Here is a 21780-nt window from a genome sequence, read left to right on the forward strand (position 1 = left end):
CGAACTCAGGTGTGAAACGTGACAGCGGCGAAGATAGTTGGAGGGTAGCCTCCCGCAAAAATAGCTCATCGCCAGGTTGAATATTAAAAGAACAAAGCCTCCTTTCTTAGCTGAAGGGCAGGGTGGTTTCAAGTTAGCTAGTGAAAAACCTGATGCACCTGATTGGCGAGTTCTCGGATGCAGTCGGGGATCGTTCGGCACCCTAAACGACGGGCTAAGGTAATCAGAAACAGAGTTAAAAATTGCCCAACTAATGGGAGCATATCCGCCACGACGCGGCGGGTCATCTTCTTGAAGCGTGACATCTTTGACCCAATGCAACCCATTTTCGATTTGCCAATGGCTGCGGGTCAGATCTAAAAATATGGTGGCATCTAGGCACAAATTGCTGAGGTAACACTGCTCCTCGGCAAAGGGCTTACCCGCACGAGTACCTTGACGGATGACCCAGACAATTCGGGTTATCCCAGCTTTTGCCCAGCGTTGGGGCAGATCATCAGGAACGTGATAGACCTGGACAGTCCGCTGGGTTTGCTGACCATGCAGCGTCTCAGTGTGGGTGGTTTGGCTCAAGGGAGTCGCGTGGTGCAACAGGGAGCGCATTTGGTCGTAAAGCTTTTTCTGATTGGCTTTGAGACTCACAAGATAGTGACAGTGCCGCGCTTCTAAGAGGTCCAACGTTTCGACTTGAGTAGGGAGGGCATCGAGGCTAAAACTCAGGGGCAAGGACTGCGCCAAAGTTGGAGTACTGGTGACGACTTCTAGCAGGCGTTTGGCGACCCCAATTTCACTTTCTTTGGCGTTGTCCATCAACTCCAAGCGCACCACCCCGACGCTTTGTCCATAGACCGATACCAGAGACGCGAAGTTTGCTCGTGCGTGTTGCCCCCAACCGCTGTGCATTTGATGCTTTTGCCATCAATCGACCACAACAGACCTGCCAAGGTGGACGCGTGCCGCAAGGCCCAGCCATTAAAAATATTCACCCACTCTTGGGCATCGACCTGCTGAAACGTCCGCCGAAAGGTCGAGTAGGACGGAAAGCGGGTGCAACTGGGGGGCAGTTCCAACAACTCACACAGGATGAGATGATGCGGGTAAAGGCAACCAGCGGACGATACCCCCAGTAGCCACATAAGCTGCCCAGCAATGCCAAAAATAGAATCAACCACAGCGGTTGGCTTTGTCCGCGTTTGCTGCGAGGGTCTGAGATCGTTTTTAATTGAGTGATGAGGGACATGGACTGATAGTTATATTTAAGGTTTCAGTCCATCCTCATTTTTCTCTCCTTACCTTGAAACCACCCTGCCCTTCTTAGTTGAAGGGGGGCTTTTTTGCTTATAGTACTTCTCTTCGCTCTATCAATAGAAAATGCCGGAGCTTCTAATGCTATCTATGTAGAATTCAGATGAGACCTTTGCGATCGCCCCTACCATGCCGCAAGAATTGCCATCTGGGGAGGACTTTTGTTATGAAAGTCTATTGAGTTGATACAAAGTTGTGTGAGTCGGATTGCCATTCTGAAATTTCAAGAATCTGCTTGTTCATTGTCTGACGATCGTGGGAACACTAAACTAGTACAATTCGCAGGACGGGTTTATGTCGAGTAGAGGCTTGAACAAGTGGATCGTTAGTGGTAATTTGGCGGCAGACGCTCAAATTAAAACCGTTGACTTGAAGAGTGGTGAGAAGGCTCAGGTGGCGACAGCGACGTTGTATGTGCAGAAGCCGCGCGATCGCGAAGAATCGTTCACTGTTTCCCTGAGCATTTGGGAGAAATCTTATGCTTGGCGTAAGCTTCAGTTCCTGAAGAAAGGGTCATTGATCATTTGCACTGGTAATGTTGAACCTAATCCTTTCATCTCAAGCAATGGAAATGTTCCTAGAGCAGGCTTGCAGATGACAGTGCTAGATATCGATCTTGATATTGTTCGAGATGATGGAACTAAAGATAGTCGAGATGATGAAACTAAAGATAGTTCAATTGACAGTGCGTTTGTTGAGGGAGTGATGGCAACTGCTTGACGATCGCTCTTTCAGAAACGACGTTACTTCTGCCTTCTGTGATCTCACAGCATCCATTCAACCCCAATACCGAAACGGTTATCGATGCCTCGCTTTGTGTTTTGATGCTGTAGGTCTGTAGAAAGACGAACTTGGTGGTTAAGAGCATAGCCAAAAGAGAGTGTAGAAAGTCCAGCTTCTTCGTCACTTCCTGGAGCGATCCAAGTCTGAGTGAGGCTAACATCAGCACCACCACTGCGTGAGAGAACTAACAGAAGGCGAAATCCTAGATTTATGCCGCTAGTCGAATAGGCGTTGCTTTTTAGATTCCGATAGCCAATTACTGGGGCGACATTGATGTAGCTTCCCAAAGGGTACACATAGTAGTGTAAGTTGGTGCCCCAGGTTTGGCAGTTGTTATTGGACGCTATTTGAAAGTCTGCGCTAATTGTTGCGTGAGTACGACCGAGCCTTAAATCCTCAATGCTAACGTTAAAGTTTGGTGAATGATGGGACGATCGAACGCTTAAATATTGCACTCGGATACGGGTACGGAAGCTAGGGTCATTTGTAATATCAGCCGCAACATTAGGAACTTCTTTGATCCAACGTTGAAGAGTAGGGCTGTTGTTAATGACTTTGGGATCGGGGTCGAGAGACGACGCAGTAGGTTGGAAAGCAGGTGGTTGAACAGCAGTCGCTGTGGGTTTCTCACTGCCGAAAGAGTTATCATCTGGTAGAGGAGCAACTTCATTCAGTGTCAACTCTTTGTTACGAAGGACAAGATCTTCCGCAGAGCGCGAGATTGTGTAGTCGATCGCTTGTGCCTTCAAAGAAAAAGTTGTTTCCAGTGAAAGGCAAAAGATTAGCTCTCGAAGGCAAGTGTAGGTTCTCTTTTTATTCATTTAATTCACACAAAAAACGGCCCTGCATGAGACAGAGCCGTATCAACTAAAGGCAGCTAAAACCTTAGCGAACAGTGCCCTGAGCGGGGGCAGACGCGATCGGTTTCATCAAATACAGTCGTAGAAGTTGCCATGCGTTTGAAGCGTAAAGAGGAAGTTTTTGGAAAATTTGGAGAACTTTGGGAGTCTTGGAAGCGACGATCGTTGCCAAATCTCGGTTGTTCTGCACACAGACATCTAAACGCTGATAGAACTCTGGGCTATCTACATCTAACATCACTGGAAACACGCGCCCTGCGGTTTCGTTGGTCTTCTGAATGACGTAGGTTTCGTATTCGCGGGCATCAATTCCCAACACTTCGTAAAATCCAGGCTCTTGAGTGTCGCGGATGTACATTGTGCCAAAGACTGCCAGCAGGAAGAACCGACACCAAAGCCTTGCTTTCCAGGTGTTTAGGTATTGAGGTTGAGCCTTCATGAGCGCGTCAAAGAAGTCACCATGACGATTCTCATCCTGACACCAATTCTCAAAGAAGCGGAAGATTGGGTAGATCCGCTTATCAGGATTTGCTTGAAGATGGCGATAAATTCTAATGTAACGCCAGTAGCCGATTTTTTCAGAGAGGTAGGTCGCGTAAAAAATAAACTCTGGTTTAAAGAAAGTGTATTTACGACTCTTGGTCAGAAACCCCAGATCTAGTGACAGATTAAAATCTGACATCGCTTTGTTGAGGAAGCCAGCATGACGAGCTTCGTCACGAGCCATTAGCCCAAAACATTCTGCTAATAACGGGTTCTTATCTTTAAGCTTGCGGCTGAGTTCTTTGTAGAGCAGAAAGCCCGAAAACTCAGAGGTGCATGACCGCTCTAAAAATTCAACGAACTGCTTGCGAGTGTCCCAATCCATGTGATCCCAGGATTGATCAAACTCAGCATCCCGAACGAAGTGGTGACGGTTATAGTCAGCTCGAAACTCTTCTAAGATTGCTCTCAGTTCGTCTTCGTTGGGTGAAATGTCCATCTTCGCCATTGCATCAAAGTCTGTGGTGTAGAACTTTGGCGAAAGGATGGTTTCTTTAGCTGGAACTTTGATTCCAGGACGGAGTTCTTCAAAGCCAGGTTTTTTAAGGGAATCTACCATAAGTAATAACCGCTCTTGTGTCTAACTTCTGCGTCTACAGGTTGGGCGCTGATGCAATGGCATCTCACTACGCTAGGGCGTTATGCTGATACAGGAGTACATTCTGAATATGTTCTTTAGTCTACCAAGCTGGAAGGTAATGAAAATAGGACTTTTCGTTAAGAGTTGCAACAGAAACTCAAGTTCAGTAAGGCGATCGTAAGGAACTATATCTATCTTGATCGACTTACACAACTAAAGCAAAGTTTCTATGATGAGAATTCAAGAGTATTCTGAAGCGTGACGAGAAGATATGAACAAAGTTGGCACCGCTTATGTTCTGTGGTTAGGCGGCTTGGTCGGGCTGGCAGGACTTCATCGCCTCTACAACGGCAAAATCTGGACGGGATTGCTCTGGTTGTTTAGCGGTGGGCTGTTTGGAGTTGGGCAGTTAGCAGATCTACTGTTTATTCCCAAAATGGTTGAGACACACAATACCAAACGCGCCAGTCGCCTGAATGCTTCACCCGTGGGTGAGCCAGGAATTCATTATGTGGTCGAGATGTCGGAATCAAAATCAAGTCTGGATCTTGGTCAAAGTCAGGCACTGATTCAGCTCCTGCAAGCGGCGGCGGAGCATAATGGAAGACTTTCAGTCACACAAGGTGTAATGGCAACCGGGTTGGGATTTAGCGCGATCGAGGCTCTACTTCAAGGGATGGTCAGAACTGGATATGTCGAAGTTGGCAACGATCCAGAAACTGGAGTTGTGGTTTATGAGTTCAAGGAACTGTAGACTGGCTAATTTCGCGGTTATAGTCTGCCTTCGTTTAGGACAGACTACAACCAGCTTAGTTTTTAGCAAGCCACTTTTGACCGTTCAGGCGTTGAACCGCACCAAACACCAGTAGATCTAAAGTGACTTTGCGCTCATCAATGAGAAAGGACTCCATAGTGCTAGGTCTGCCCGTGCTTTCGGCACAGGAGAAGCCTTTTAGACCGTTAATTGTTTCGTCAAAAAAGTAAATATTAAACTGCCTGGGCTGTCTAGACGCTTTCCATTGCCCAACGATTTGCCAAGATTCATTCGATTCGTATCCTTTAATTGGAATTTTCTTTTTCTCGAAAGCGAGATCGATGTCTTGAACACCTAGTTTTGCAAGTCCTTTTTTAAGGGCAGGGAGATAATCTTGCTGAACAAATTCATTTAAGGGTTTGTCTTCAAGGGCAGGAGCCTTTTCTTTCTTGGCTTTCGCAGGCTTGATCGCTTCCTCGCTAGGAGTTGTCTCTTTCGTGGTTGCTGCCTTGGGCTTTACCGCATTGGGGTTGTCTTCGGCGTTGACTGCGATCGGGTCAGGGGCGTTAGCAGTGGGAATCTGGGTGGTTTCAGGAGAAGACGTGCTGGGTGCATTGTCTTCTGCAACATCGGGAGCTTGCTTTTCAACCGTGCTGGGCGCTACTTCCCCGGCTTCGTTGTGGTTGGTTGGGTCTGCCATAGCTCAGGTGAGTCCTTTTCCTAGTGGGTTGATCGTCGATGAGACTGCGTTTCAATCTCCTGTGAACTTATGATAAACGATGAATACCAGGCATACTATGGCATTTGGCAGAAACCCTGCATCAAAATTTAAACCAAAAACGATTGATTGAAGACTATCCGCTTTTTGAGGCAAATCAAATGGACGATAGAGTGCAAGCGGTCAAACTAAACGTTTTGGCTGAGGGAAGTGGATTCCCGATTTTGTGTCTGCACGGGCATCCAGGAGCAGGACGGAGTTTATCAGTGTTTACGCAGCATTTATCTCAGCGATTTCGGACGATCGCACCTGACCTGCGGGGCTATGGTGATAGCCAAACGCAAAAAGACTTCTTGATGATCGATCACCTAACTGACTTAGAAATCGTGCTCGATCGCTATCGTGTTTCTCGCTGTCTAGTTTTGGGGTGGTCTTTGGGCGGAATCTTAGCCGTCGAGTTAGCCCTGAAATTTCCGGAACGGGTGAGTGGATTGATTTTGGTGGCAACGTCTGCGCGCCCATGGGGAGACCATCCACCGATTAGTTTGCAAGACAATGTTTATACCGGAATTGCGGCAATTTTGAATCGATTGCAGCCGGGATGGCAATGGAATATTGACACCTTTGGCAAGCGATCGCTCTTTCGCCATCTCGTCCAAACTCACACGCCTGCAACCTACAAATATTTGGCAAATGAAGCGATGTATGCATATCTCAAAACGTCGGGAGCCGCAACACGAGCGCTGAGTGTTGCCCTTCAGCAGGGCTATAATCGCCTATCTGATCTCGACAAAATCCAATGTCCTTGTTTAGTGTTAGCCGGAGAGCAGGATCGGCACATCACGGCTGCTTCTAGTCGAGAAATGGTGCGATCGCTGCAAAATTGCGAGTCCCATTGTTACCCCAATACGGCTCACTTGCTGCCGTGGGAGATTCCTGATCAGATTTTGGCAGATATCGATCGATGGTTAGCTATCCATCCTGAAGTCATTCAGGATCTTATTTGACTACTTGAGAATGCTTGAGATCTGAGTTTTGTTTGCACCTCGATCGCTCTTTTCGTCATAAACCGTTAAATTCGTGGGCTTACAGCGCTTCACCTTAACCGTGATGTTTTGTGCGCCTTCTTGCTCTAAATCTTGAATGTATCCTCCCTGATGGGCCTTGGCTTCCTCAACATTCAGAAAAGGGCCAAAGTAGTAAAGACAACGGGGACTATCCGTCGTGATTTCGACCCACCAGGCAAGCCCTAGAGCGCTTAAAAGATTTGTCAGTAACTCATTCATAGGCTTCGTCGATTTAAACAAACACGTTAGAGAGCGCCCTACGCTTTAATCTCGTAGACTCAAACGTCCAAGCTTCTTTGTACTGGGTTACATCTTGTTTTTCAATCACATTGACTTCTTTGACAAATCTATTTGTATCGTGCTTGCCCAGCGCTGTCGATAGATTTCGTAGAGCGCCATCCCGGCGGCAACTGAGGCATTTAAGCTCGGCGTATTGCCTTGGAGAGGGATGGACACCAATACATCACAGCTTTTTTGCATGGTCACACTGAGTCCTTCGCCTTCTGCCCCAATTACCAAAACGGCTGCTTTGGCAAAATCGACTGTGTGAATGGGTTGGCTAGACTCAGCGGCGGTGCCATAGATCCAGAAACCTGCTTCTTTTAACTCTTCTAGAGCACGAGTTAAATTAATGACTCGCGCAATTGAGAAGTTTTCGATCGCACCCGCCGCTACCTTTACCACTGTAGAAGTGACTCCAACCGCTCGCCGTTGAGGAATCACGAGTCCTTGTGCACCTAGAGCTTCAGCCGTGCGAATGATTGCGCCCAAATTGTGGGGATCGGTGATGCTATCTGCGACAACGATGACAGGGTGATCAGACGTAGACTTTGCTCGTTCGATCAGTTCACCGATCTCGACATATTCGTAGGGAGCGACTTGAGCCGCAACGCCTTGATGGTTTCCTCGGTGAGTGATTTGGTCAAGCCGATTGGGTTCGACTTCATCAATCACCGTGCCGTTTGACTTTGCCTCAGTCAGCAGCGTATGGAAGCGGGGATCGTAGCGTAGGCGAGGTGTAATCCAAACGCGGTTAAGTGATCGATCGCCCTGAAGTGCTGCCAGAACGGTATGCCGTCCATAAATTAGATCAGTGTCTTCTTCTTCAGCCGGAGCTTGCTGATCAACCTGGTCGGCTCCATAGAACGATCGCTTGACTTCTCCGCCATAGGAAGCGGCTTTTGCTCCTCCATAAGCCGCTCCATAAGAAGACCATTTTGTGGCTCTGGGTGCAGATTGTCTAAGCTCGTTGGCTCTGGAGTCTGAGCGTCTTGGCTCACTCGATCGACTGTCTTCCCGTCTGGGTTCACGAGATTTAAAGTCGGGTCTGGGTTCGTCGGATCTAGAGTCTGAGCGTCTGGGTTCACGAGATTTAAAGTCGGGTCTGGATTCGCGAGGTTTGAAGTCAGATCGCCTGGGTTCGCTCGATCGCAGCTTCGGTTTTGCCCCATCAGAGTCACGACGCTTGTATCCGCCTTCAGTCCGAGGGTTTTCAGGGCGATCGGAGCTTCTCTCTGAACTGAATTCGCGGCGTTGATAGCCACCTTCCGATCGGCTATTCTCACTACGAGCGGGTCTTTCGGGTCTAAATTTTCCGTTTCGCTCAAACTTCTTAGCAGGGCGATCTTGCCCTCGGCTGGCTTCTGAATCGGGTTTTGTGTAGGCGCGCCCTTTTCTTCCAGCGATAATTCGCTTGCCTTTAAGTTTTGGCTTAACTACAGAGCCTCTGCTAGACCGATCCTGATCGTCAGAATCGCGTTTTTTGATGGACATGAGTTTAAATTCCTGACAAGTTTCAGTGATCGGTCGAGCGAGTTGCCAATGCTAGAGAAAACTAGCCGTCTGCCTTCTGAACGTTGGCTTAGGGAGTCTCAAACTCTAAATGGCTGAACAATTCTAATAAACGGGTTGAATCGGTGAGGTAAAGATAGCCGATGAGGGTTTCTAAACTAGTGGCTTGCTGGTAAATTTCGGGATCAACCCGCTTGTGACGAGTAGACACCGCATTTCGACCCCGCTTGAGAAGCGCTTGCTCATGACTGGTTAGGTAGGGCTGAAGCGATCGGAGATGCCTCGCTTGACTTTCTGCCCGCACTTGGGCGACAACTTGCTGATGATAATTCTCTAAACGCCTTGGTGGAAATAGGTAGCAGCGTCGAACGTGAAGTTCATAAACTGCGTCTCCTAAATATGCCAATGCTGCTGGAGAAAGACGCTGCACCTGAGCGAATGAGATGGTTTCAGGCGTACATCGGTCTAACATTAAATCAGCCAGACTGCTGTCTAAAACACCTAAAGGTCTTGGCTCATCTGAAGTCACACGCTTGTCTCGCCTTGCTAATGGCACTTTTTTTAATTTAGTGACACCGACTAGTTTCGATCCTAGCAAACTCATTTGGGGTTGAAGCTAAATCAAGTCGGAATCGATGAACAAATCTAATCATGACACAAAAGACTTGCTACCCAGAGCCTCTGGATAGCAGGTGAATGATCGACAACCTAACTCAGGCTGCCTTGGCGTTTTCGATCGCTACATCGACAGAGGTTTGAAGCGCCAAGAATTTTTCTAAGCGCACTAACTTGACGGTTTGAGTCACGCGGGGATTGGTCACAATCTGTAGAGTTCCGGTCGCAGATTGAGCTTTCTTGGCAATTTGCACAAGCGCACCCAGACCAGAACTGTCAACAAAATCAATCGTCGAGAGATCCAAAATAACGTGTTTAGGTCCTTCCTCGACACATTTCGTGAGCACCTTACGGAAGGTTGGCTCCGAAAACGCATCGAGTAGACCTGTGAGGCGAAATAGCTGGTAATTATCCCTAACTTCGCGAGTGCCTCTCAAGCTTACAGTTAGGTTCAGTGGCTCAGGAATAGAACCCTCCTAGCTCCAAAATCCAAGAATTTGAGGTTTCAGTATACACCCTTCGCGAGAAGTTTACTACTAGTTTGAGGAAGTTATTAGGGTTAAATTTTGGTGAGTGGTTCTGAATTGACTGAATTCAAAATTCGTCATTCTTTTGCTTTGTGTTCTTTCATTGCGCCTACAAACTGCTCAAATAGATAATCGGCATCGTGCGGTCCGGGGCTGGCTTCAGGGTGGTATTGCACTGAGAACATAGGGAGCGTTTTGTGGCGCAATCCTGCGATCGTGCGATCGTTCAAGTTTAAGTGAGTCACTTCGACCGTGGTGTTGGGGAGGGAATCGGCGGAGAGTGCAAAGCCATGGTTTTGGCTGGTGATTTCGATGCGATCGCGCAACCCCGCAGGCTGGTTTAAGCCCCGATGCCCAAATTTGAGCTTAAAGGTTTCTGCTCCTAGCGAGAGTCCTAAAATCTGGTGCCCCATGCAGATGCCAAACACGGGCTTTTGAGAGGCAAGCAAAGCTTTTGTGGTTTCGATTCCTTCCAGATTGGCGGCGGGATCGCCTGGTCCGTTTGAGAGAAAAATGCCATCTGGGTTGTGTTTGAGAATCTCTTCAGGAGACGTATCAGCCGGAACCACGACTACGCGGCAACCATAGCTGGCAAGCCGTCGCAGAATGTTGCGCTTGATGCCGAAGTCGATCGCCACTACCGTAAACATCTCTTCACCGGGCTGGGTAACGGTTGGGCTAAACTCCCAGTTAGCAGTTGTGATCTCAGACCACTCATAAACTTTTGAAGTCGTGACCTCTTTAACTAGATTTAACCCAGTCATGCTAGGTGCGTCTTGCACTTGCTCTAGCAACTCGCTGGAGTCGAGAATTTCGGTCGAGATGGCACCGTTCATTGCCCCCGTCGATCGAATCTTGCGCGTCAGAGAGCGGGTATCAATTCCATAAATGCCGATGACGTTGTGCTGCTTGAGATAGTCTGAAATCGACTGAGTTGCGCGCCAATTGCTGGGGCGATCGCAGACATTGCGGGCGATCGCGCCTCGCACTTGAGGAGCCGCCGATTCGTCGTCTTCTGGGTTGACTCCGGTGTTTCCTAACTCAGGATAGGTAAAGGTGACAACCTGTCCTCGATAGCTGGGATCAGTCAGGACTTCTTGATAGCCAGTCATGCCCGTGTTGAAGACGACTTCTCCGATCGTGGTTCCAAGGGCACCAAACGAAAAACCTTGATAAACTGTGCCATCTGCTAGCACGAGTAGAGCGGGTTGAGCAACGGAGAGAGCCATAAGGGAGAAGGATGAGCAAAAGATCTTTGGCATTATCGCACGAGTCTTTTTGCTTGTGCTGTTCTTGCTCCCTTTTGTCAAGCTTCTGTGAAATCAGAGTAGTCGATGAACCCACCCAACTATCAGGGAATGCTAAGTTTGGGAGTATTCATTACTACCTTTTATTTCCTTCCTTCTATTCACCGAAGTTATGCTGAATTCATCCCGGTCTAGCGTTTCGTTGTGGTTGTTTGCAGGCGTTTTGTCGGTCAGCAGTTTGGCATGCAGCCGCGCTAGCAGTTTTAGTCAAGGGAGTTCTTCAACCCCAGAGCCAAAAGCGTCTGCGGCTGTGGTTTCCAAACCTGCTGCAAAATCTGCAAAAGTGTCGCAAAGTGAGAATTATCAGTTAGCGATCGACAAAGCTCAAAGTGCGAAAAGCATGAGTCAATCTGTGCAGTCGGCAGAAGATTGGAAGCTCGTAGCAAGTCGATGGCAACAGGCGATCGCGCTGCTCAAACAAGTGCCGAAAGCAGACCCTAACAAGAAGCTTGCCAATCAGAAGCTTGCTGAATATCAGCGCAGTCTCGCCTCAGCGCAAAATCGGGCAGACCAGACGGGGCGCGATCGCGGCGAAACCTTAGAGTCTAAAATTGTGATCGATACGCCGATTTCAGATGCGACGGCTCAGGCAAGTGCGTCGAGTTCTGGAGGAAGCTATCGCGCTCGAATTAAGTATCGTCAGAGCCGCATTCCGGTGATCGATGTTTTGTTTAATGGCAGCCGTCAGTTTGAAATGATGGTAGACACAGGAGCCTCTGGCACGATGATCACGCCCGACATGGCAGTAGAACTGGGCGCAAAAATTGTCGGCTCGACCACTGGAATGACTCCTGCTGGACAAACTGAATTCGCGGTGGCGATGATTAAATCAATTCGGGTTGGCACTCGCATCATTCGCAATGTGCCAGTCACGATCGGACCCGTCAGACTTCTGGGTCACGATTTCTTTGGTGGCTGTGACCTCTCAATTAAGCAGGAAACCATTGAGTTTCAGCAGTGTTCGGGTTAGCGGAGAAATTTCACCAAGCGCTCCAAGGTGTCCCACGCTGCCCCGGTTGCCAAAACTTCTTTCGCGAGAGCAATCCCTTGTGCATAGCTAGTCGTGGCTTCTCCAACTTGCAGAGCCAGCGCTGCATTTAAGGCAACTACATCTTGCTGGGCTGGGGTGCCTTTTCCTTGAAGGACGGCTTGCAGAATTTCAGCATTGGTCTGCACGTCTCCGCCTCGTAGGGCATCTAGAGGCGCGGGGGCGAGTCCGAGGGCTTTGGGATCGATCGTCGCGGACTGAACTTGTCGATCGGACAGGATGGCTAAATCGGTCAGGTCGCCTAACCCGGCTTCATCCAGTCGTTCTCGACCGTGAAGGACAATCGCGCGCTGGGTGCCCAGTTCATTGAGCGCTTGTGCGATCGTTTCCAGCAGACTTGCATCAAAGACTCCGATCACTTGCCCGCTCGGTCGCAGTGGATTTACCAGCGGACCCAACAAATTAAATACCGTCCGCACTTTGAGTAACTGCCGAATCGGTGCCACTGCCTTTAAAGCAGGATGCCACCCCGGCGCAAACAAAAACGTAATGCCAACGACTTCAACGGCCAATCGAATCTTCTCAGCCGGGGCACCTAGATTAATTCCCAACGCTTCTAGCACGTCAGCAGACCCGACTCGACTCGATGCCGATCGATTGCCATGTTTAGCAACCGGAACGCCTGCCGCCGCCGCAACAAAGGCAACAGCGGTCGAAATGTTAAACGTGGATGCTCCGTCGCCTCCGGTGCCACAGGTATCAATCAAAGGTATGGCAGAAATTGAAGCTGGAGAAGCCTGCTGTTGTAAGACTCGCGCCATTCCTGCCAATTCTGCGGCAGAAACGCCTTTTGACTGTAGGGCAGCGAGTAGGGCACCTGACAAAACTGGGGGAACCGCTCCTGCTAACCAGCCTTGCATGAGAGCCGCCGCTTGCGCTTGAGAAAGTGATTGACGATCTAACAATTGCTGTAGCAGACTTGACCAGGAACCAACTGTATCTTCAAGTTCTCGATTAGAAATGTTATCTACAACAGGCATGACAGAAATTGATGAAGGGACTTGAGTTATGTCACCACTTTTTGGAGATTAAACACGATCGACATGCTCTCAAAAGCAAATTCGCTTTATATAGTAAGTGACAAATTATATCAAAACGCTAACTTTCTTTTTTTTTGATTCTTATGATTCAAGTGTAAGGGCACTCACAAAAACTGCATTTTCAGTGCTAATTCGCTTAAAACTCAGGGGTGAGTGTGGTAGATTACTGCAATTAAGAGCTAGGTATCTTGCATATCCCTGCTGTAAGTTATATCACTCAAGTTAGGGGTGTAAGTAACTCCAGTTTTCGGGCACAATGCATAAATCTTGCGATGAAAGGAAGCTGGTAAGGGTGCAGACTATGAACCTGTTAGATAACTCGTTAAAATTAATTATTCAACCCGACAGTGAAGCAACAGAAGAGTATATCTATCAGTTGGGCTTTCAAAAGATCACCTTGGTGCCCCAACTTCTTTACCAAGTTGTCATTAATCATCAGCTTCCAGAACTGCTTTCTCAAATCAGTCAAATGATTCCAGAGGCGAGTCAGACCTCAGTGCGGTTTTTGCTGACCCGATCGCCGCTAGAGTCAAGAGATCTGCTGGTCGAATTCTTGAATGCCCAACCCTTGAGCAACACGACGCGGCTGATCAAAAACGCCTGGTTTTTGCAAGTTTTAGCGAGACAACGCCTGTTCTTCAAATATCAACCGATTTTTAATCTGGCATCGGGGCAAGTTGTCGCTCACGAGTGTTTGGCACGGGCAAAAACTTCCCAAGGACAAAGCTTTGGCGGTCAGCAACTCATTGATGCTGCACTGTCGATGAACTTGCTCAATGAGTTTGATGATCTGGCTCGATCGTCCTGTCTCGAAGCAGTGGCGCAGATTTCTGCAAAAGTCGGGTCTGCTGAAAGTTCGGCGACTTTTTTTATAAACGTGTTGCCCAACGCGATCGGGTGTGACCCCCGTTCATTAGAGCGAAACTTTCAGCAGGTTTTAGACCTTGGCTTGCGTCCTGAACAGATTGTCTTTGAACTTACAGAGATAGAAGCGTTAGGGCGCTATCCAGCATTGCCAAGGCTGATCGAGCAGATTCGCGCTTGGGGGTTTGGTTTAGCGATCGACGACTTGGGCAGCAATGTCTCGATCGACCATTACTGCATGGAGTTTCGCCCCGATGTGATCAAGCTCGATCGGCGGTTAATTCACGGCTGTAGTCACTATACACTCAAGCAAGTGATGATCAAAAGTCTGCTGCATTTTGCCCACGAGATGGAGATTGTGGTCTTAGCAGAAGGCTTGGAAGACGCAAATGATATTGAGTTTTGCAGTCAGGCAGGCGTTGATTTAGGGCAGGGGTTTGGGTTAGCGTCGCCCGAATTGACCCTGTGGCAACCCTCTGATGAGCAGATGCTAGAAGCTTGTTAAGAGCAGGGTCACGTCGCGTAGGATAATGATTCCGAGAATCTCTACGATCGCTATCATCATGCAGCTTGAGTTTGTCCCGGTTGAAGAGTTTTATTTTGCGTTGACGCTGGCAGTGCGGACGCTAGAAGATATTGCGACTCCTAGTTTAGTAGAGCAGGTAAAAGCGAAGCTGACTCAGAAGTTTGGGCAACCTTCGACGGTGGCTGCTGCGAGTCAAAATAGCTTTAACTACGTCTTTCGCGTCAAAGACTATGATTATTCTCCGGCTCCTCAGCTTATGATTTCTATAGCAGATTGGCAGGGCGGTTTGCGCCTCAGCAGCGACTATGGTTGGATGTTGGATGAAGAACGCAAACCTGTGCGAACTGAGCGTTTTGAGCAGCGATCGGCTTTTTCTCAAGAGGTGCGATCGTATCTCGGAGATTGGTTAGACGTGCCGTTGCTGAAGAGTGATCTATAGAGTTGCAATCACGTTGGATAAAATGGTCGCCATGGCATCGACGCTATAGAGTTCAACACAGCGCTTTCTGGCTTGAAGCCCGCGATCGATCGCTTCCTCAAAATTCTGAAAAATCCACTGAATTTTGGCGGCTAGTTGGTCGGGTGAATTGGGTGCGACGAGATAGCCCGTGTGATTGAGAATGTCTGGAATATCGCCTACACACGTTGACAGGATAGGCTTTGCCATCGCCATGCCGTCGGTGAGTTTGAGCGGGAACTGCGCTTGAGCCGTGAGCGTGTCTCGTTGCGGAACGACAACCACATGAGCCGCAGAAACGATTTCTGGCATTTTTTCAACAGGTTGCTTGGGCAGCTTAATAATCCAGCGTCCCCAGCGCTCGATTAGAGTGTCGTCATAGTTGTCGTAGGGATTTCCACCAATAATCACCAGCCGCAAAGTCGGATCATTCAACTGATCGAGGGCGACTAGAACGTCTTCAACACCTTTATGAGGGCGGGGCGCACCTGGAAACATCAAGACTTTGTAGTCTGACAAACCATACTGTTTGCGAGTCGCGTCAGGATTGTAGGGGTGAGGACTAAACAGATCAGTGTCTTTGCCGTTGGGTAGATAAACGCCCCCAAATCGGTTTTTGAGGAATTGAGTATCGATCGTCACGGCATCTGCACGAGCTACCAATCCTTCAGTCCATTTCACATAAAGCGCGTGATCGGGGTGTCTTAATTGACCATTTTCTTTCAACAGATCTCGATAAAGCTGTTGGAGAGAAGGGTGATAATTCCAATCGTCTCCACCGTGCCAACTGAGTTCCCAATCGTCCATGTCGAGGATTACAGGGCGACGAGTTTGAAGCTTTTTTAACAGCGATAAACCGAAGCTTGTAGGTTTTGGTTTGACTGCATAAATAATATCGCCATCGATTTTTTTGAGAAGCTGCGAGGCTGATTTTAAGACTTGAGGATAGTTATTTCCAGGCACCGATCGCACCACAATTCCATCAGGCGGAGCGGCATATAATTCGCGCCCAAATTGAAATCCGACGACTTCGACCTGATACTTTAGTTTCTTTAAAACTTGTGCTAGAAGAAATGCCCGAACTGCACCGCCACCCGATAAGTCACTGACCACTAATGAAACTTTAGTCGTTGATCCAGAAGCAAGATTCATTCATCAATTATCCGCTTTTAGACGGCATCCAACGGGTTAGAGGTTTAGATAATAGATTTAAGATTTTTTGAGACAGGCTGCCTTTTTCGTAGAGCAAAGTAGTTGGAAGCAGGCGGCGGATTATAAAAGCGAGATTGAGCGACGATCGTCCCCAAATTTTGATTTTCCCATCAGACAAATAGATTGGAAATTGAACAAATTTTGCGAATTGCTCGAACTGAGTTTGATTTTTCTCTTTAATCGCTTCGTTTACGAAAAACATCAGGCTTTTCTGACAGAATTGCATTAGCTTGGGATGTTGGCTTGCCACTCTTTCATAAAAATCAGCATAGGAATTAACTAAATGATTCCAATCGTTTGTCATGTTGGACTGGTGCTTTGTATAAAAGGCCCCAACTAGTGGAGTGTAGACAAATTTAATATCTTCAGCAGCAATTTCTAAAGCAAAGTAGCGATCGACCATTGCTTTTAATCCTTCTTGAAGCGGATACTTTAAGAAGATGCTCTTTCGCATCAACGTCGCTTGCTGAAGCGCAGGATGAGGAGAGCTTGATAAAAAATCAGGAGTCAATAATCGCTCGATTAATTCTTCTTGGGTTAGCGTACCAATGATATTGGGTTGATGATCGATAATTCTTTCGTTTGGGTCGATTAAAACACGATCGTAATCACTATAAAAAACGACTTCTCGATCTTCATATCCTGCTAAATGGTCTAGCTGAAATCTAGTTTTGTCTTCATGAATCCAATCATCTGCATCGAGACATTGAACCCATTTCCCTTCAGCTTTAGACACTCCAAAATTTCGGGCAGAGGCTAACCCAGCATTTTCTTGAAAATAGTATTTGACGCGAGAGTCTAGAATCATTAAAGATTCTGAAATCTGACGAGTGTTATCAGTTGAGCCATCATCGATAATGATGCACTCTAAGTCAGTCAGGGTTTGTGAGAGAACACTCTTGACGGAGCGATCGAGATAACGACCCTGGTTATAGCAATTGACAATAATTGAAACAAGCGCTGCCATTTAAATCTCTCCGAATCGGTCTAAAAAATCACTTTAGTCGTGCGGCTAGTCGATAATTTTCAGAGTTCCTTGCTTAATCGAGTCAAAAATGCGGTTGATCGCTCGCAACTCTTGAGAAGTAATTTTATGATTAGAAAGGAGAAGTGAAGTCAGTTGAGCATATTCTTGGCGGTTTATTTGACCCGCACTTAAAACATGATCGGTTGCCTTCTTGAGAGATGCATTTGACCTGATTTGACTGACTCGTACCATTGTCCCCACTCGCTACTCAGTGTTTTTAAGGTTGTTTTCTTTAGTGTTGACCAAAAAACTTGTTCTAGAACAAAAGTTAGATGAGAAAACCGTAAAGAGTTGATTAAGCCTTTTCTATCAATTCTTGTACCACTAGTTTTGTTGCTTTGTAGTCAGAGAAAACACGGTTTCCCTCGTAATATCACTTATGAACGTCTACCGAATTTCGGCTCTCTCGGACAATTACATCTTTTTGCTGCACGATCCCGATTCTCAAATCGCTGCCGTTGTTGACCCCGCCGAGCCACAACCTGTGATCCAAAAACTTCAGGAACTAGGCGCAAAACTGGTTGCAATCTTCAACACACACCATCACGGCGATCATGTTGGCGGCAACCGAGATTTACTCCATTGTTTTCCAGAGGCGATCGTTTACGGGGGCGCAGAAGATCGGGGCAGAATTCCCGGACAGAGTGTTTTTCTAAAGGATGGCGATCGCGTCAAGTTTGGCGATCGCTGGGCTGACGTTTTGTTTGTCCCCGGACACACTCGCGCTCATATCGCTTACTACTTCCCGCCGATCGAGGTTGATGCGCCAGGAGAACTCTTTTGCGGTGACACATTATTTTCAGGAGGCTGCGGCAGATTGTTTGAAGGAACTCCCGCTCAAATGGTGAACTCTCTCAGCAAAATTCGCGCCTTGCCTGACAATACGCGAGTTTGGTGCGGCCATGAGTACACGCTCAACAATTTGAAATTTGCAGTGACGATCGACCGAGAGAATGCAGATTTACGATCGCGCTTTGCAGAAGTGCAAATCGCTCGAAGTCAACATGAAGCCACGATTCCTGCATGGCTAGGGGTCGAGAAGCAGACGAATCCATTTTTGCGATGGGATCAGCCGGGAGTGAGAAAGGCGATGGGCGATCGCGATCCGATCTCGACGTTTGCAGCCTTGCGGAAACAGAAGGATATCCTTTAAACAATTATTAGACGATAGGCGAGGGCAACCCATTCTTGCGATCGCGCCCGATCAACTTCTTCAAACCCCGCCTCTGTGAAAGCTTTTGTTACCTCATCTGCGTAATCGATCGTAAACCCAGCCGCGATTACTATTCCTGACGGGCGAACTGCTTGACGAAAGTCAGGAGTGAGCGCAATGTGAACCCGTGCAAAAATGTTGGCAACGATCAGGTCAAATTCTGCGGCTGGCGCGATCGTCGCCACCTTTTCCTGAGTGGTTCCGCCCATCCAGTGCCCTAAGTCGCTGCCTTGCCCGAGACTGCCTTCGATCACCGTGACTTGTGAATCGACTCCGTTTTGCTGCACCGCAGTTTGAGTTGATTGCACGGCAATATTGTCGTTGTCTAAGGCTAAAACAGTGGCTCCCAGCTTGGCGATCGCGACGCTCAAAATTCCTGACCCACATCCGAGGTCAAGAACGTTCATGGCAGGGCGAACATGGCGTTCAAGCAATTCTAGACTGAGCCGCGTGGCTGGATGAAACCCACTCCCAAAACTGAGAGAGGTTTCGAGTCTTAGGAGAATGTCATTAGGCTGAGGTTGATAGCGTGTATCAGGGGCAAGCACCACAAATCGCTGCCCGATGCGATGAGTGCGATCGCGTCCCTCGACGGGTTTCCCTTCAATCGTCGCAATTTCGAGCGCGGTCGTCAGTCCTGTTCGATGTAAGGGTGAAAGTAAGTCTGCGATTTTTTCTAACTGAGAATTGGCACCGACTTCATTGGGTAAATATAAACAAATCGTGAATGCCCAATCGTTCTCATGGCTCGTTGCGCGATCGGGCTGACGATAGTTGGCGATCTGAATATCATCGATGTAGCCAACGTCAGCCAGCAGCGTACATACCCAGTCAACTGCTTCGTGAGTGGCGTTTAGACTCAACTCTATCCACGACATCTTCTTTTCTGGAGGCAAGTGATAGGACAAATTCACGTTTATGGGGAAGGCTCGACCCACACGCGCATTTCATTAAGTTGCAAGGGCCCAAACTGGGTCGCGAGTGCGACATCGGCGGCATCTCGACCATAGGCGATCGTGATCCGGTTTCCTCGCGGCTGCGGCTGAGTGGCATCAAACGTAAACCAGCGCCCTTGAGGGTCTTGGCTCTGCGAATCGCCCACAAATGCCTCAAACCACGCGTGGAGATCCATCGGGTCAAGCTGATAGAGATAACCCACCACCATTCGCGCCGGGATGTTGAGACTGCGACACAGGGCAATGCCCAGATGGGCAAAATCGCGACATACGCCTACTCGGTCTTGAGCCGTCTCAAAGGCTGAAGTGGAGGCATCACTGGTGCCATACTGATAGTCAATGTGGGTCTGAATCCAGTCTCGAATCGCTTCTACCTGGTCGTATCCTGGGGCACAGTCGGCAACAATTTTGGTGGCTAAATCACCCAGGCGATCGCAGGGGCAATAGCGGCTCGGCAACAAAAACTGAAGTACGCCATCGGGAACGTTTTGCACTGGGACAAACGGGGCACCGGGTTGAACATCGATCGTATCTGCGGTTTCGGCGCTGGCGATCGCGCGCACTCGAAACGACCCTTGAGGGGTCACTAATCGCTGGCACAAATTTCCATAGCTGTCGGTATATTCCACCATCGGCACGCTTGGTTCGAGCAGATATTCTTCACGAAAGATCCACTGTCCTAACCCACTCCGAGGTCTGAGCATGAGAATCAAGGGCGTTGGGGCACTCGCTTCAAATAAGATTTCACACCCAGCATCCAATCGCATTGTGACCTCCCCTAACTTTTTGGCGCAAATGACTCTATTGATAGCCCAATCCGATTAACAAAATTGTAGTGTTCAATATTGCTTTCCAAATGCCTTTAGTGATCGGTCTGAAGACACTCCGCAAACCTCGGAGGTTTTAACCAAGAATCAAGCAAGCATCATGACCGACAGAGTGGCTTAAACCTCCGAGGTTTTGGTCAAAATAAACGACTGAATTTCCTGGGGAAGCAGCGATCGCAAAGTCATCCAAGAGATTTTGCATAGACTCTATGAAATAAGATTAAAATTTGCTTTATGTAGCTAATCAGTCTACTTAATTCCGTTGGTCTATCCCGTGTCGTTACTTACTACTCGAATGCCTCAGCCACCTCAGCAAATCAAAAGAAAACGAGGTATTATCCTTAGCTCAAAAGGCTGGCAGCGCTTGCAGAATGCAGAACAGCAATCAGTGAGTCAAAACAATCTGGGGAAAGCATTCACGCTTCAAGAGTTAAGTGAGCGAACGGGACTCAGCCCAAACACCCTTGCTAGAGTGCGAAGCCGCAAAGTTGCAGTCGATCAGCAAACTCTAGAAAACTACTTTCGGGCATTTGACCTCAGTCTAGGAGTGGATGACTATACTGACTCAGAAACGGCGATCGCTGGCAGTCGGCAACAGGTGCCTTTAAGTGGGCAACTTTCGCTCGGTTCGGCGTTTTATGTGCAGCGATCGCCGATCGAGTCGATCTGTTATGACGCAATCTTGCAGCCCGGAGCGCTGCTGCGAATCAAGGCTCCTCGTCAGATGGGCAAAACATCTCTGGCAGCGCGCGTATTGGCACAGGCACGAGAGCAGAATTTTGCCACCGCCATTTCGAGCTTGCAGCTTGCAGATTCGACCGTCTTCATTGATTTGAAGCGATTTTTGCAGTGGTTTTGCGCGATCGTCAGTCAAAACTTAGGCTTGCCCAATCAGGTTGATCAATATTGGGATGATCTGTTTGGCAATAGCTATAACTGCACCAATTATTTTGAAAAATACATTCTGACCGAGATCGAAACGCCGATAGCCTTGGCTTTTGATGAAGTCGATGTCGTGTTTGACTACCCAGAAATCGCGACCGATTTTTTTGGCATGATCAGAGCCTGGTATGAGAAAGCTCGCTATGGAGACGGCAAAAGCGATCTATGGCAAAAACTGCGACTCGTGCTGGTGCATTCCACTGAGGTGTATGTGCCATTAAATATTCACCAGTCGCCCTTTAATGCCGGGTTAGCGATCGAGTTGTCGCCCTTTAATCAAGAGCAGGTGCAAGACTTGGCGCAACGCTATGGAGTCGATGACCCAGAAGACTGTGCAAAAGCGCTATTGACACTCGTAGGCGGAAATCCCTATTTGGTGCAGTTAGGGCTACATCATTTGAGCTTGCAAGACGTGACCTCAAAGCAGCTTGTTGAAACGGCGATCGTCACAGACAGCATCTATAGCGGGCACCTGCGAAACTTATTGTGGGATTTGCAGAGATATCCAGAGCTAGTGGTGGCTTTAAAGCGGGTTGTGTTATCACCGATTCCGGTTGAAGTCGAAGCGATTCAAGCCTTTAAGCTACAAAGCAAAGGCTTGGTGCGACTCTATAATCAGCAACTGGTGCCAAGTTGTCATCTTTATCGCAAATATTTTGCTCAGGCATTAGCAACTGCTTAAATAGCTAAACTACTGAATAGTTCGGTCTCCAATGGCGAAACGCTGCGGGGTTGGCAATCAAGTTTTATAGCTTGAGTGACGGTTGAGTGAGAAATCACAACTCCATCAATCGATTATTTACAGTTGATTTTTTTTG

The 21780-nt window shown here is 48.1% G+C and carries 23 protein-coding genes; 9 read left to right on the plus strand and 14 right to left on the minus strand.

The features are described 5' to 3' along the window. The coding region (locus tag BRW63_RS22695) for an ISAs1 family transposase (RefSeq protein ID WP_143162107.1) at window positions 1–903 on the minus strand (903 nt) is incomplete at its 3' end. Between the two features lie 50 nt (window positions 904–953). On the opposite strand from BRW63_RS22695, the gene BRW63_RS28545 reads away from it, so the two are divergent. Together BRW63_RS28545 and BRW63_RS22700 are read left to right on the plus strand one after the other, a co-directional pair. Continuing rightward, the gene (locus BRW63_RS28545) at window positions 954–1130 is read left to right on the plus strand and encodes a hypothetical protein (protein WP_181314466.1); all 177 of its coding nucleotides are present in this window, start codon (window positions 954–956) and stop codon (window positions 1128–1130) included. 484 nt (window positions 1131–1614) lie between these two features. After that, complete coding sequence (locus BRW63_RS22700) at window positions 1615–2025, plus strand: single-stranded DNA-binding protein (protein WP_223257480.1); 411 nt, start codon at window positions 1615–1617, stop codon at window positions 2023–2025. A 44-nt stretch (window positions 2026–2069) separates the two neighbouring features. Here BRW63_RS22700 and BRW63_RS22705 read toward each other — a convergent pair whose 3' ends face one another. Together BRW63_RS22705 and acsF are read right to left on the minus strand one after the other, a co-directional pair. After that, on the minus strand, window positions 2070–2909 hold the full coding sequence (locus BRW63_RS22705; protein ID WP_181314465.1) for a hypothetical protein: 840 nt from the start codon (window positions 2907–2909) through the stop codon (window positions 2070–2072). A 64-nt stretch (window positions 2910–2973) separates the two neighbouring features. Next, the gene (gene acsF / locus BRW63_RS22710; protein ID WP_073074665.1) at window positions 2974–4050 is read right to left on the minus strand and encodes a magnesium-protoporphyrin IX monomethyl ester (oxidative) cyclase; all 1077 of its coding nucleotides are present in this window, start codon (window positions 4048–4050) and stop codon (window positions 2974–2976) included. A gap of 292 nt (window positions 4051–4342) precedes the next feature. Between acsF and BRW63_RS22715 the strand changes: the two genes are divergently transcribed. After that, window positions 4343–4825 (plus strand): NINE protein, encoded by a 483-nt coding sequence (locus tag BRW63_RS22715; RefSeq protein WP_073074666.1) that lies wholly within the window; start codon window positions 4343–4345, stop codon window positions 4823–4825. Window positions 4826–4880: 55 nt separating this feature from the next. On the opposite strand, the gene BRW63_RS22720 is transcribed toward BRW63_RS22715, so the two are convergent. After that, window positions 4881–5525 (minus strand): DUF2996 domain-containing protein, encoded by a 645-nt coding sequence (locus BRW63_RS22720; RefSeq protein ID WP_073074667.1) that lies wholly within the window; start codon window positions 5523–5525, stop codon window positions 4881–4883. Window positions 5526–5704: 179 nt separating this feature from the next. Between BRW63_RS22720 and BRW63_RS22725 the strand changes: the two genes are divergently transcribed. Beyond that, window positions 5705–6550 carry an alpha/beta fold hydrolase gene (locus BRW63_RS22725; protein ID WP_073074697.1) on the plus strand — a complete coding sequence of 282 codons (846 nt, stop codon included), beginning with the start codon at window positions 5705–5707 and terminating at the stop codon, window positions 6548–6550. Here BRW63_RS22725 and BRW63_RS22730 read toward each other — a convergent pair whose 3' ends face one another. From BRW63_RS22730 to carA, 5 genes are all read right to left on the minus strand, one after another. Beyond that, entirely contained in the window at window positions 6551–6829 is a 279-nt protein-coding gene (locus BRW63_RS22730) for a DUF1816 domain-containing protein (RefSeq protein WP_073074668.1), read from the minus strand. It lies immediately after the preceding gene. 105 nt (window positions 6830–6934) lie between these two features. After that, window positions 6935–8383: a 23S rRNA (guanosine(2251)-2'-O)-methyltransferase RlmB gene (rlmB, locus tag BRW63_RS27335; RefSeq protein ID WP_083583185.1), complete on the minus strand. Its 1449-nt coding sequence runs from the start codon at window positions 8381–8383 to the stop codon at window positions 6935–6937. An 88-nt stretch (window positions 8384–8471) separates the two neighbouring features. Continuing rightward, window positions 8472–8930, minus strand: a complete 459-nt coding sequence (locus tag BRW63_RS22740; RefSeq protein WP_244913262.1) for a Mini-ribonuclease 3 — start codon at window positions 8928–8930, stop codon at window positions 8472–8474. A gap of 184 nt (window positions 8931–9114) precedes the next feature. Beyond that, window positions 9115–9453, minus strand: coding sequence for an STAS domain-containing protein (locus BRW63_RS22745; protein ID WP_244913261.1), 339 nt, complete (start codon window positions 9451–9453; stop codon window positions 9115–9117). Between the two features lie 167 nt (window positions 9454–9620). Next, on the minus strand, window positions 9621–10772 hold the full coding sequence (gene carA / locus BRW63_RS22750) for a glutamine-hydrolyzing carbamoyl-phosphate synthase small subunit (protein ID WP_073074670.1): 1152 nt from the start codon (window positions 10770–10772) through the stop codon (window positions 9621–9623). Window positions 10773–10962: 190 nt separating this feature from the next. Between carA and BRW63_RS22755 the strand changes: the two genes are divergently transcribed. Then, on the plus strand, window positions 10963–11820 hold the full coding sequence (locus BRW63_RS22755) for a retropepsin-like aspartic protease family protein (RefSeq protein WP_083583189.1): 858 nt from the start codon (window positions 10963–10965) through the stop codon (window positions 11818–11820). On the opposite strand, the gene trpD is transcribed toward BRW63_RS22755, so the two are convergent. Then, window positions 11817–12878, minus strand: a complete 1062-nt coding sequence (gene trpD / locus BRW63_RS22760; protein WP_073074672.1) for an anthranilate phosphoribosyltransferase — start codon at window positions 12876–12878, stop codon at window positions 11817–11819. The two genes, BRW63_RS22755 and trpD, sit on opposite strands and share 4 nt — an antisense overlap. A 361-nt stretch (window positions 12879–13239) precedes the next feature. On the opposite strand from trpD, the gene BRW63_RS22765 reads away from it, so the two are divergent. Further along, window positions 13240–14307 (plus strand): EAL domain-containing protein, encoded by a 1068-nt coding sequence (locus tag BRW63_RS22765; protein WP_073074673.1) that lies wholly within the window; start codon window positions 13240–13242, stop codon window positions 14305–14307. Window positions 14308–14332: 25 nt separating this feature from the next. Further along, on the plus strand, window positions 14333–14767 hold the full coding sequence (locus BRW63_RS22770; RefSeq protein WP_244913260.1) for a hypothetical protein: 435 nt from the start codon (window positions 14333–14335) through the stop codon (window positions 14765–14767). Here the strand turns inward: BRW63_RS22770 and BRW63_RS22775 are convergent. Beyond that, window positions 14762–15937 carry a glycosyltransferase family 4 protein gene (locus tag BRW63_RS22775; RefSeq protein ID WP_073074674.1) on the minus strand — a complete coding sequence of 392 codons (1176 nt, stop codon included), beginning with the start codon at window positions 15935–15937 and terminating at the stop codon, window positions 14762–14764. The two genes, BRW63_RS22770 and BRW63_RS22775, sit on opposite strands and share 6 nt — an antisense overlap. 7 nt (window positions 15938–15944) lie before the next feature. After that, window positions 15945–16964: a glycosyltransferase family 2 protein gene (locus tag BRW63_RS22780; protein WP_073074675.1), complete on the minus strand. Its 1020-nt coding sequence runs from the start codon at window positions 16962–16964 to the stop codon at window positions 15945–15947. A gap of 439 nt (window positions 16965–17403) precedes the next feature. Between BRW63_RS22780 and gloB the strand changes: the two genes are divergently transcribed. After that, window positions 17404–18177: a hydroxyacylglutathione hydrolase gene (gene gloB, locus BRW63_RS22790; protein ID WP_073074677.1), complete on the plus strand. Its 774-nt coding sequence runs from the start codon at window positions 17404–17406 to the stop codon at window positions 18175–18177. Here gloB and BRW63_RS22795 read toward each other — a convergent pair. Then, complete coding sequence (locus BRW63_RS22795) at window positions 18174–19115, minus strand: 50S ribosomal protein L11 methyltransferase (protein ID WP_073074678.1); 942 nt, start codon at window positions 19113–19115, stop codon at window positions 18174–18176. The two genes, gloB and BRW63_RS22795, sit on opposite strands and share 4 nt — an antisense overlap. Window positions 19116–19153: 38 nt before the next feature. Further along, window positions 19154–19960, minus strand: a complete 807-nt coding sequence (locus BRW63_RS22800) for a transglutaminase domain-containing protein (RefSeq protein ID WP_073074679.1) — start codon at window positions 19958–19960, stop codon at window positions 19154–19156. 355 nt (window positions 19961–20315) lie between these two features. On the opposite strand from BRW63_RS22800, the gene BRW63_RS22805 reads away from it, so the two are divergent. Next, window positions 20316–21644 carry an AAA-like domain-containing protein gene (locus BRW63_RS22805; protein WP_073074680.1) on the plus strand — a complete coding sequence of 443 codons (1329 nt, stop codon included), beginning with the start codon at window positions 20316–20318 and terminating at the stop codon, window positions 21642–21644. Window positions 21645–21780 lie beyond the last annotated feature (136 nt).

This window comes from Phormidesmis priestleyi ULC007 (assembly GCF_001895925.1).
In the GTDB taxonomy this organism is placed as follows: domain Bacteria; phylum Cyanobacteriota; class Cyanobacteriia; order Leptolyngbyales; family Leptolyngbyaceae; genus Phormidesmis_A; species Phormidesmis_A priestleyi_A.

What these genes read in the sequence shown, in the direction of transcription:
- BRW63_RS22705 (WP_181314465.1), bottom strand. Translation starts at nt 2,909, where the DNA reads ATGAATAAAAAGAGAACCTACACTTGCCTTCGAGAGCTAATCTTTTGC.
- acsF (WP_073074665.1), bottom strand. Translation starts at nt 4,050, where the DNA reads ATGGTAGATTCCCTTAAAAAACCTGGCTTTGAAGAACTCCGTCCTGGA.
- BRW63_RS22715 (WP_073074666.1), top strand. Translation starts at nt 4,343, where the DNA reads ATGAACAAAGTTGGCACCGCTTATGTTCTGTGGTTAGGCGGCTTGGTC.
- BRW63_RS22720 (WP_073074667.1), bottom strand. Translation starts at nt 5,525, where the DNA reads ATGGCAGACCCAACCAACCACAACGAAGCCGGGGAAGTAGCGCCCAGC.
- BRW63_RS22725 (WP_073074697.1), top strand. Translation starts at nt 5,705, where the DNA reads ATGGACGATAGAGTGCAAGCGGTCAAACTAAACGTTTTGGCTGAGGGA.
- BRW63_RS22730 (WP_073074668.1), bottom strand. Translation starts at nt 6,829, where the DNA reads ATGAATGAGTTACTGACAAATCTTTTAAGCGCTCTAGGGCTTGCCTGG.
- rlmB (WP_083583185.1), bottom strand. Translation starts at nt 8,383, where the DNA reads ATGTCCATCAAAAAACGCGATTCTGACGATCAGGATCGGTCTAGCAGA.
- carA (WP_073074670.1), bottom strand. Translation starts at nt 10,772, where the DNA reads ATGGCTCTCTCCGTTGCTCAACCCGCTCTACTCGTGCTAGCAGATGGC.
- BRW63_RS22755 (WP_083583189.1), top strand. Translation starts at nt 10,963, where the DNA reads ATGCTGAATTCATCCCGGTCTAGCGTTTCGTTGTGGTTGTTTGCAGGC.
- trpD (WP_073074672.1), bottom strand. Translation starts at nt 12,878, where the DNA reads ATGCCTGTTGTAGATAACATTTCTAATCGAGAACTTGAAGATACAGTT.
- BRW63_RS22765 (WP_073074673.1), top strand. Translation starts at nt 13,240, where the DNA reads ATGAACCTGTTAGATAACTCGTTAAAATTAATTATTCAACCCGACAGT.
- BRW63_RS22770 (WP_244913260.1), top strand. Translation starts at nt 14,333, where the DNA reads ATGATTCCGAGAATCTCTACGATCGCTATCATCATGCAGCTTGAGTTT.
- BRW63_RS22775 (WP_073074674.1), bottom strand. Translation starts at nt 15,937, where the DNA reads ATGAATCTTGCTTCTGGATCAACGACTAAAGTTTCATTAGTGGTCAGT.
- BRW63_RS22780 (WP_073074675.1), bottom strand. Translation starts at nt 16,964, where the DNA reads ATGGCAGCGCTTGTTTCAATTATTGTCAATTGCTATAACCAGGGTCGT.
- gloB (WP_073074677.1), top strand. Translation starts at nt 17,404, where the DNA reads ATGAACGTCTACCGAATTTCGGCTCTCTCGGACAATTACATCTTTTTG.
- BRW63_RS22795 (WP_073074678.1), bottom strand. Translation starts at nt 19,115, where the DNA reads ATGTCGTGGATAGAGTTGAGTCTAAACGCCACTCACGAAGCAGTTGAC.
- BRW63_RS22800 (WP_073074679.1), bottom strand. Translation starts at nt 19,960, where the DNA reads ATGCGATTGGATGCTGGGTGTGAAATCTTATTTGAAGCGAGTGCCCCA.
- BRW63_RS22805 (WP_073074680.1), top strand. Translation starts at nt 20,316, where the DNA reads ATGCCTCAGCCACCTCAGCAAATCAAAAGAAAACGAGGTATTATCCTT.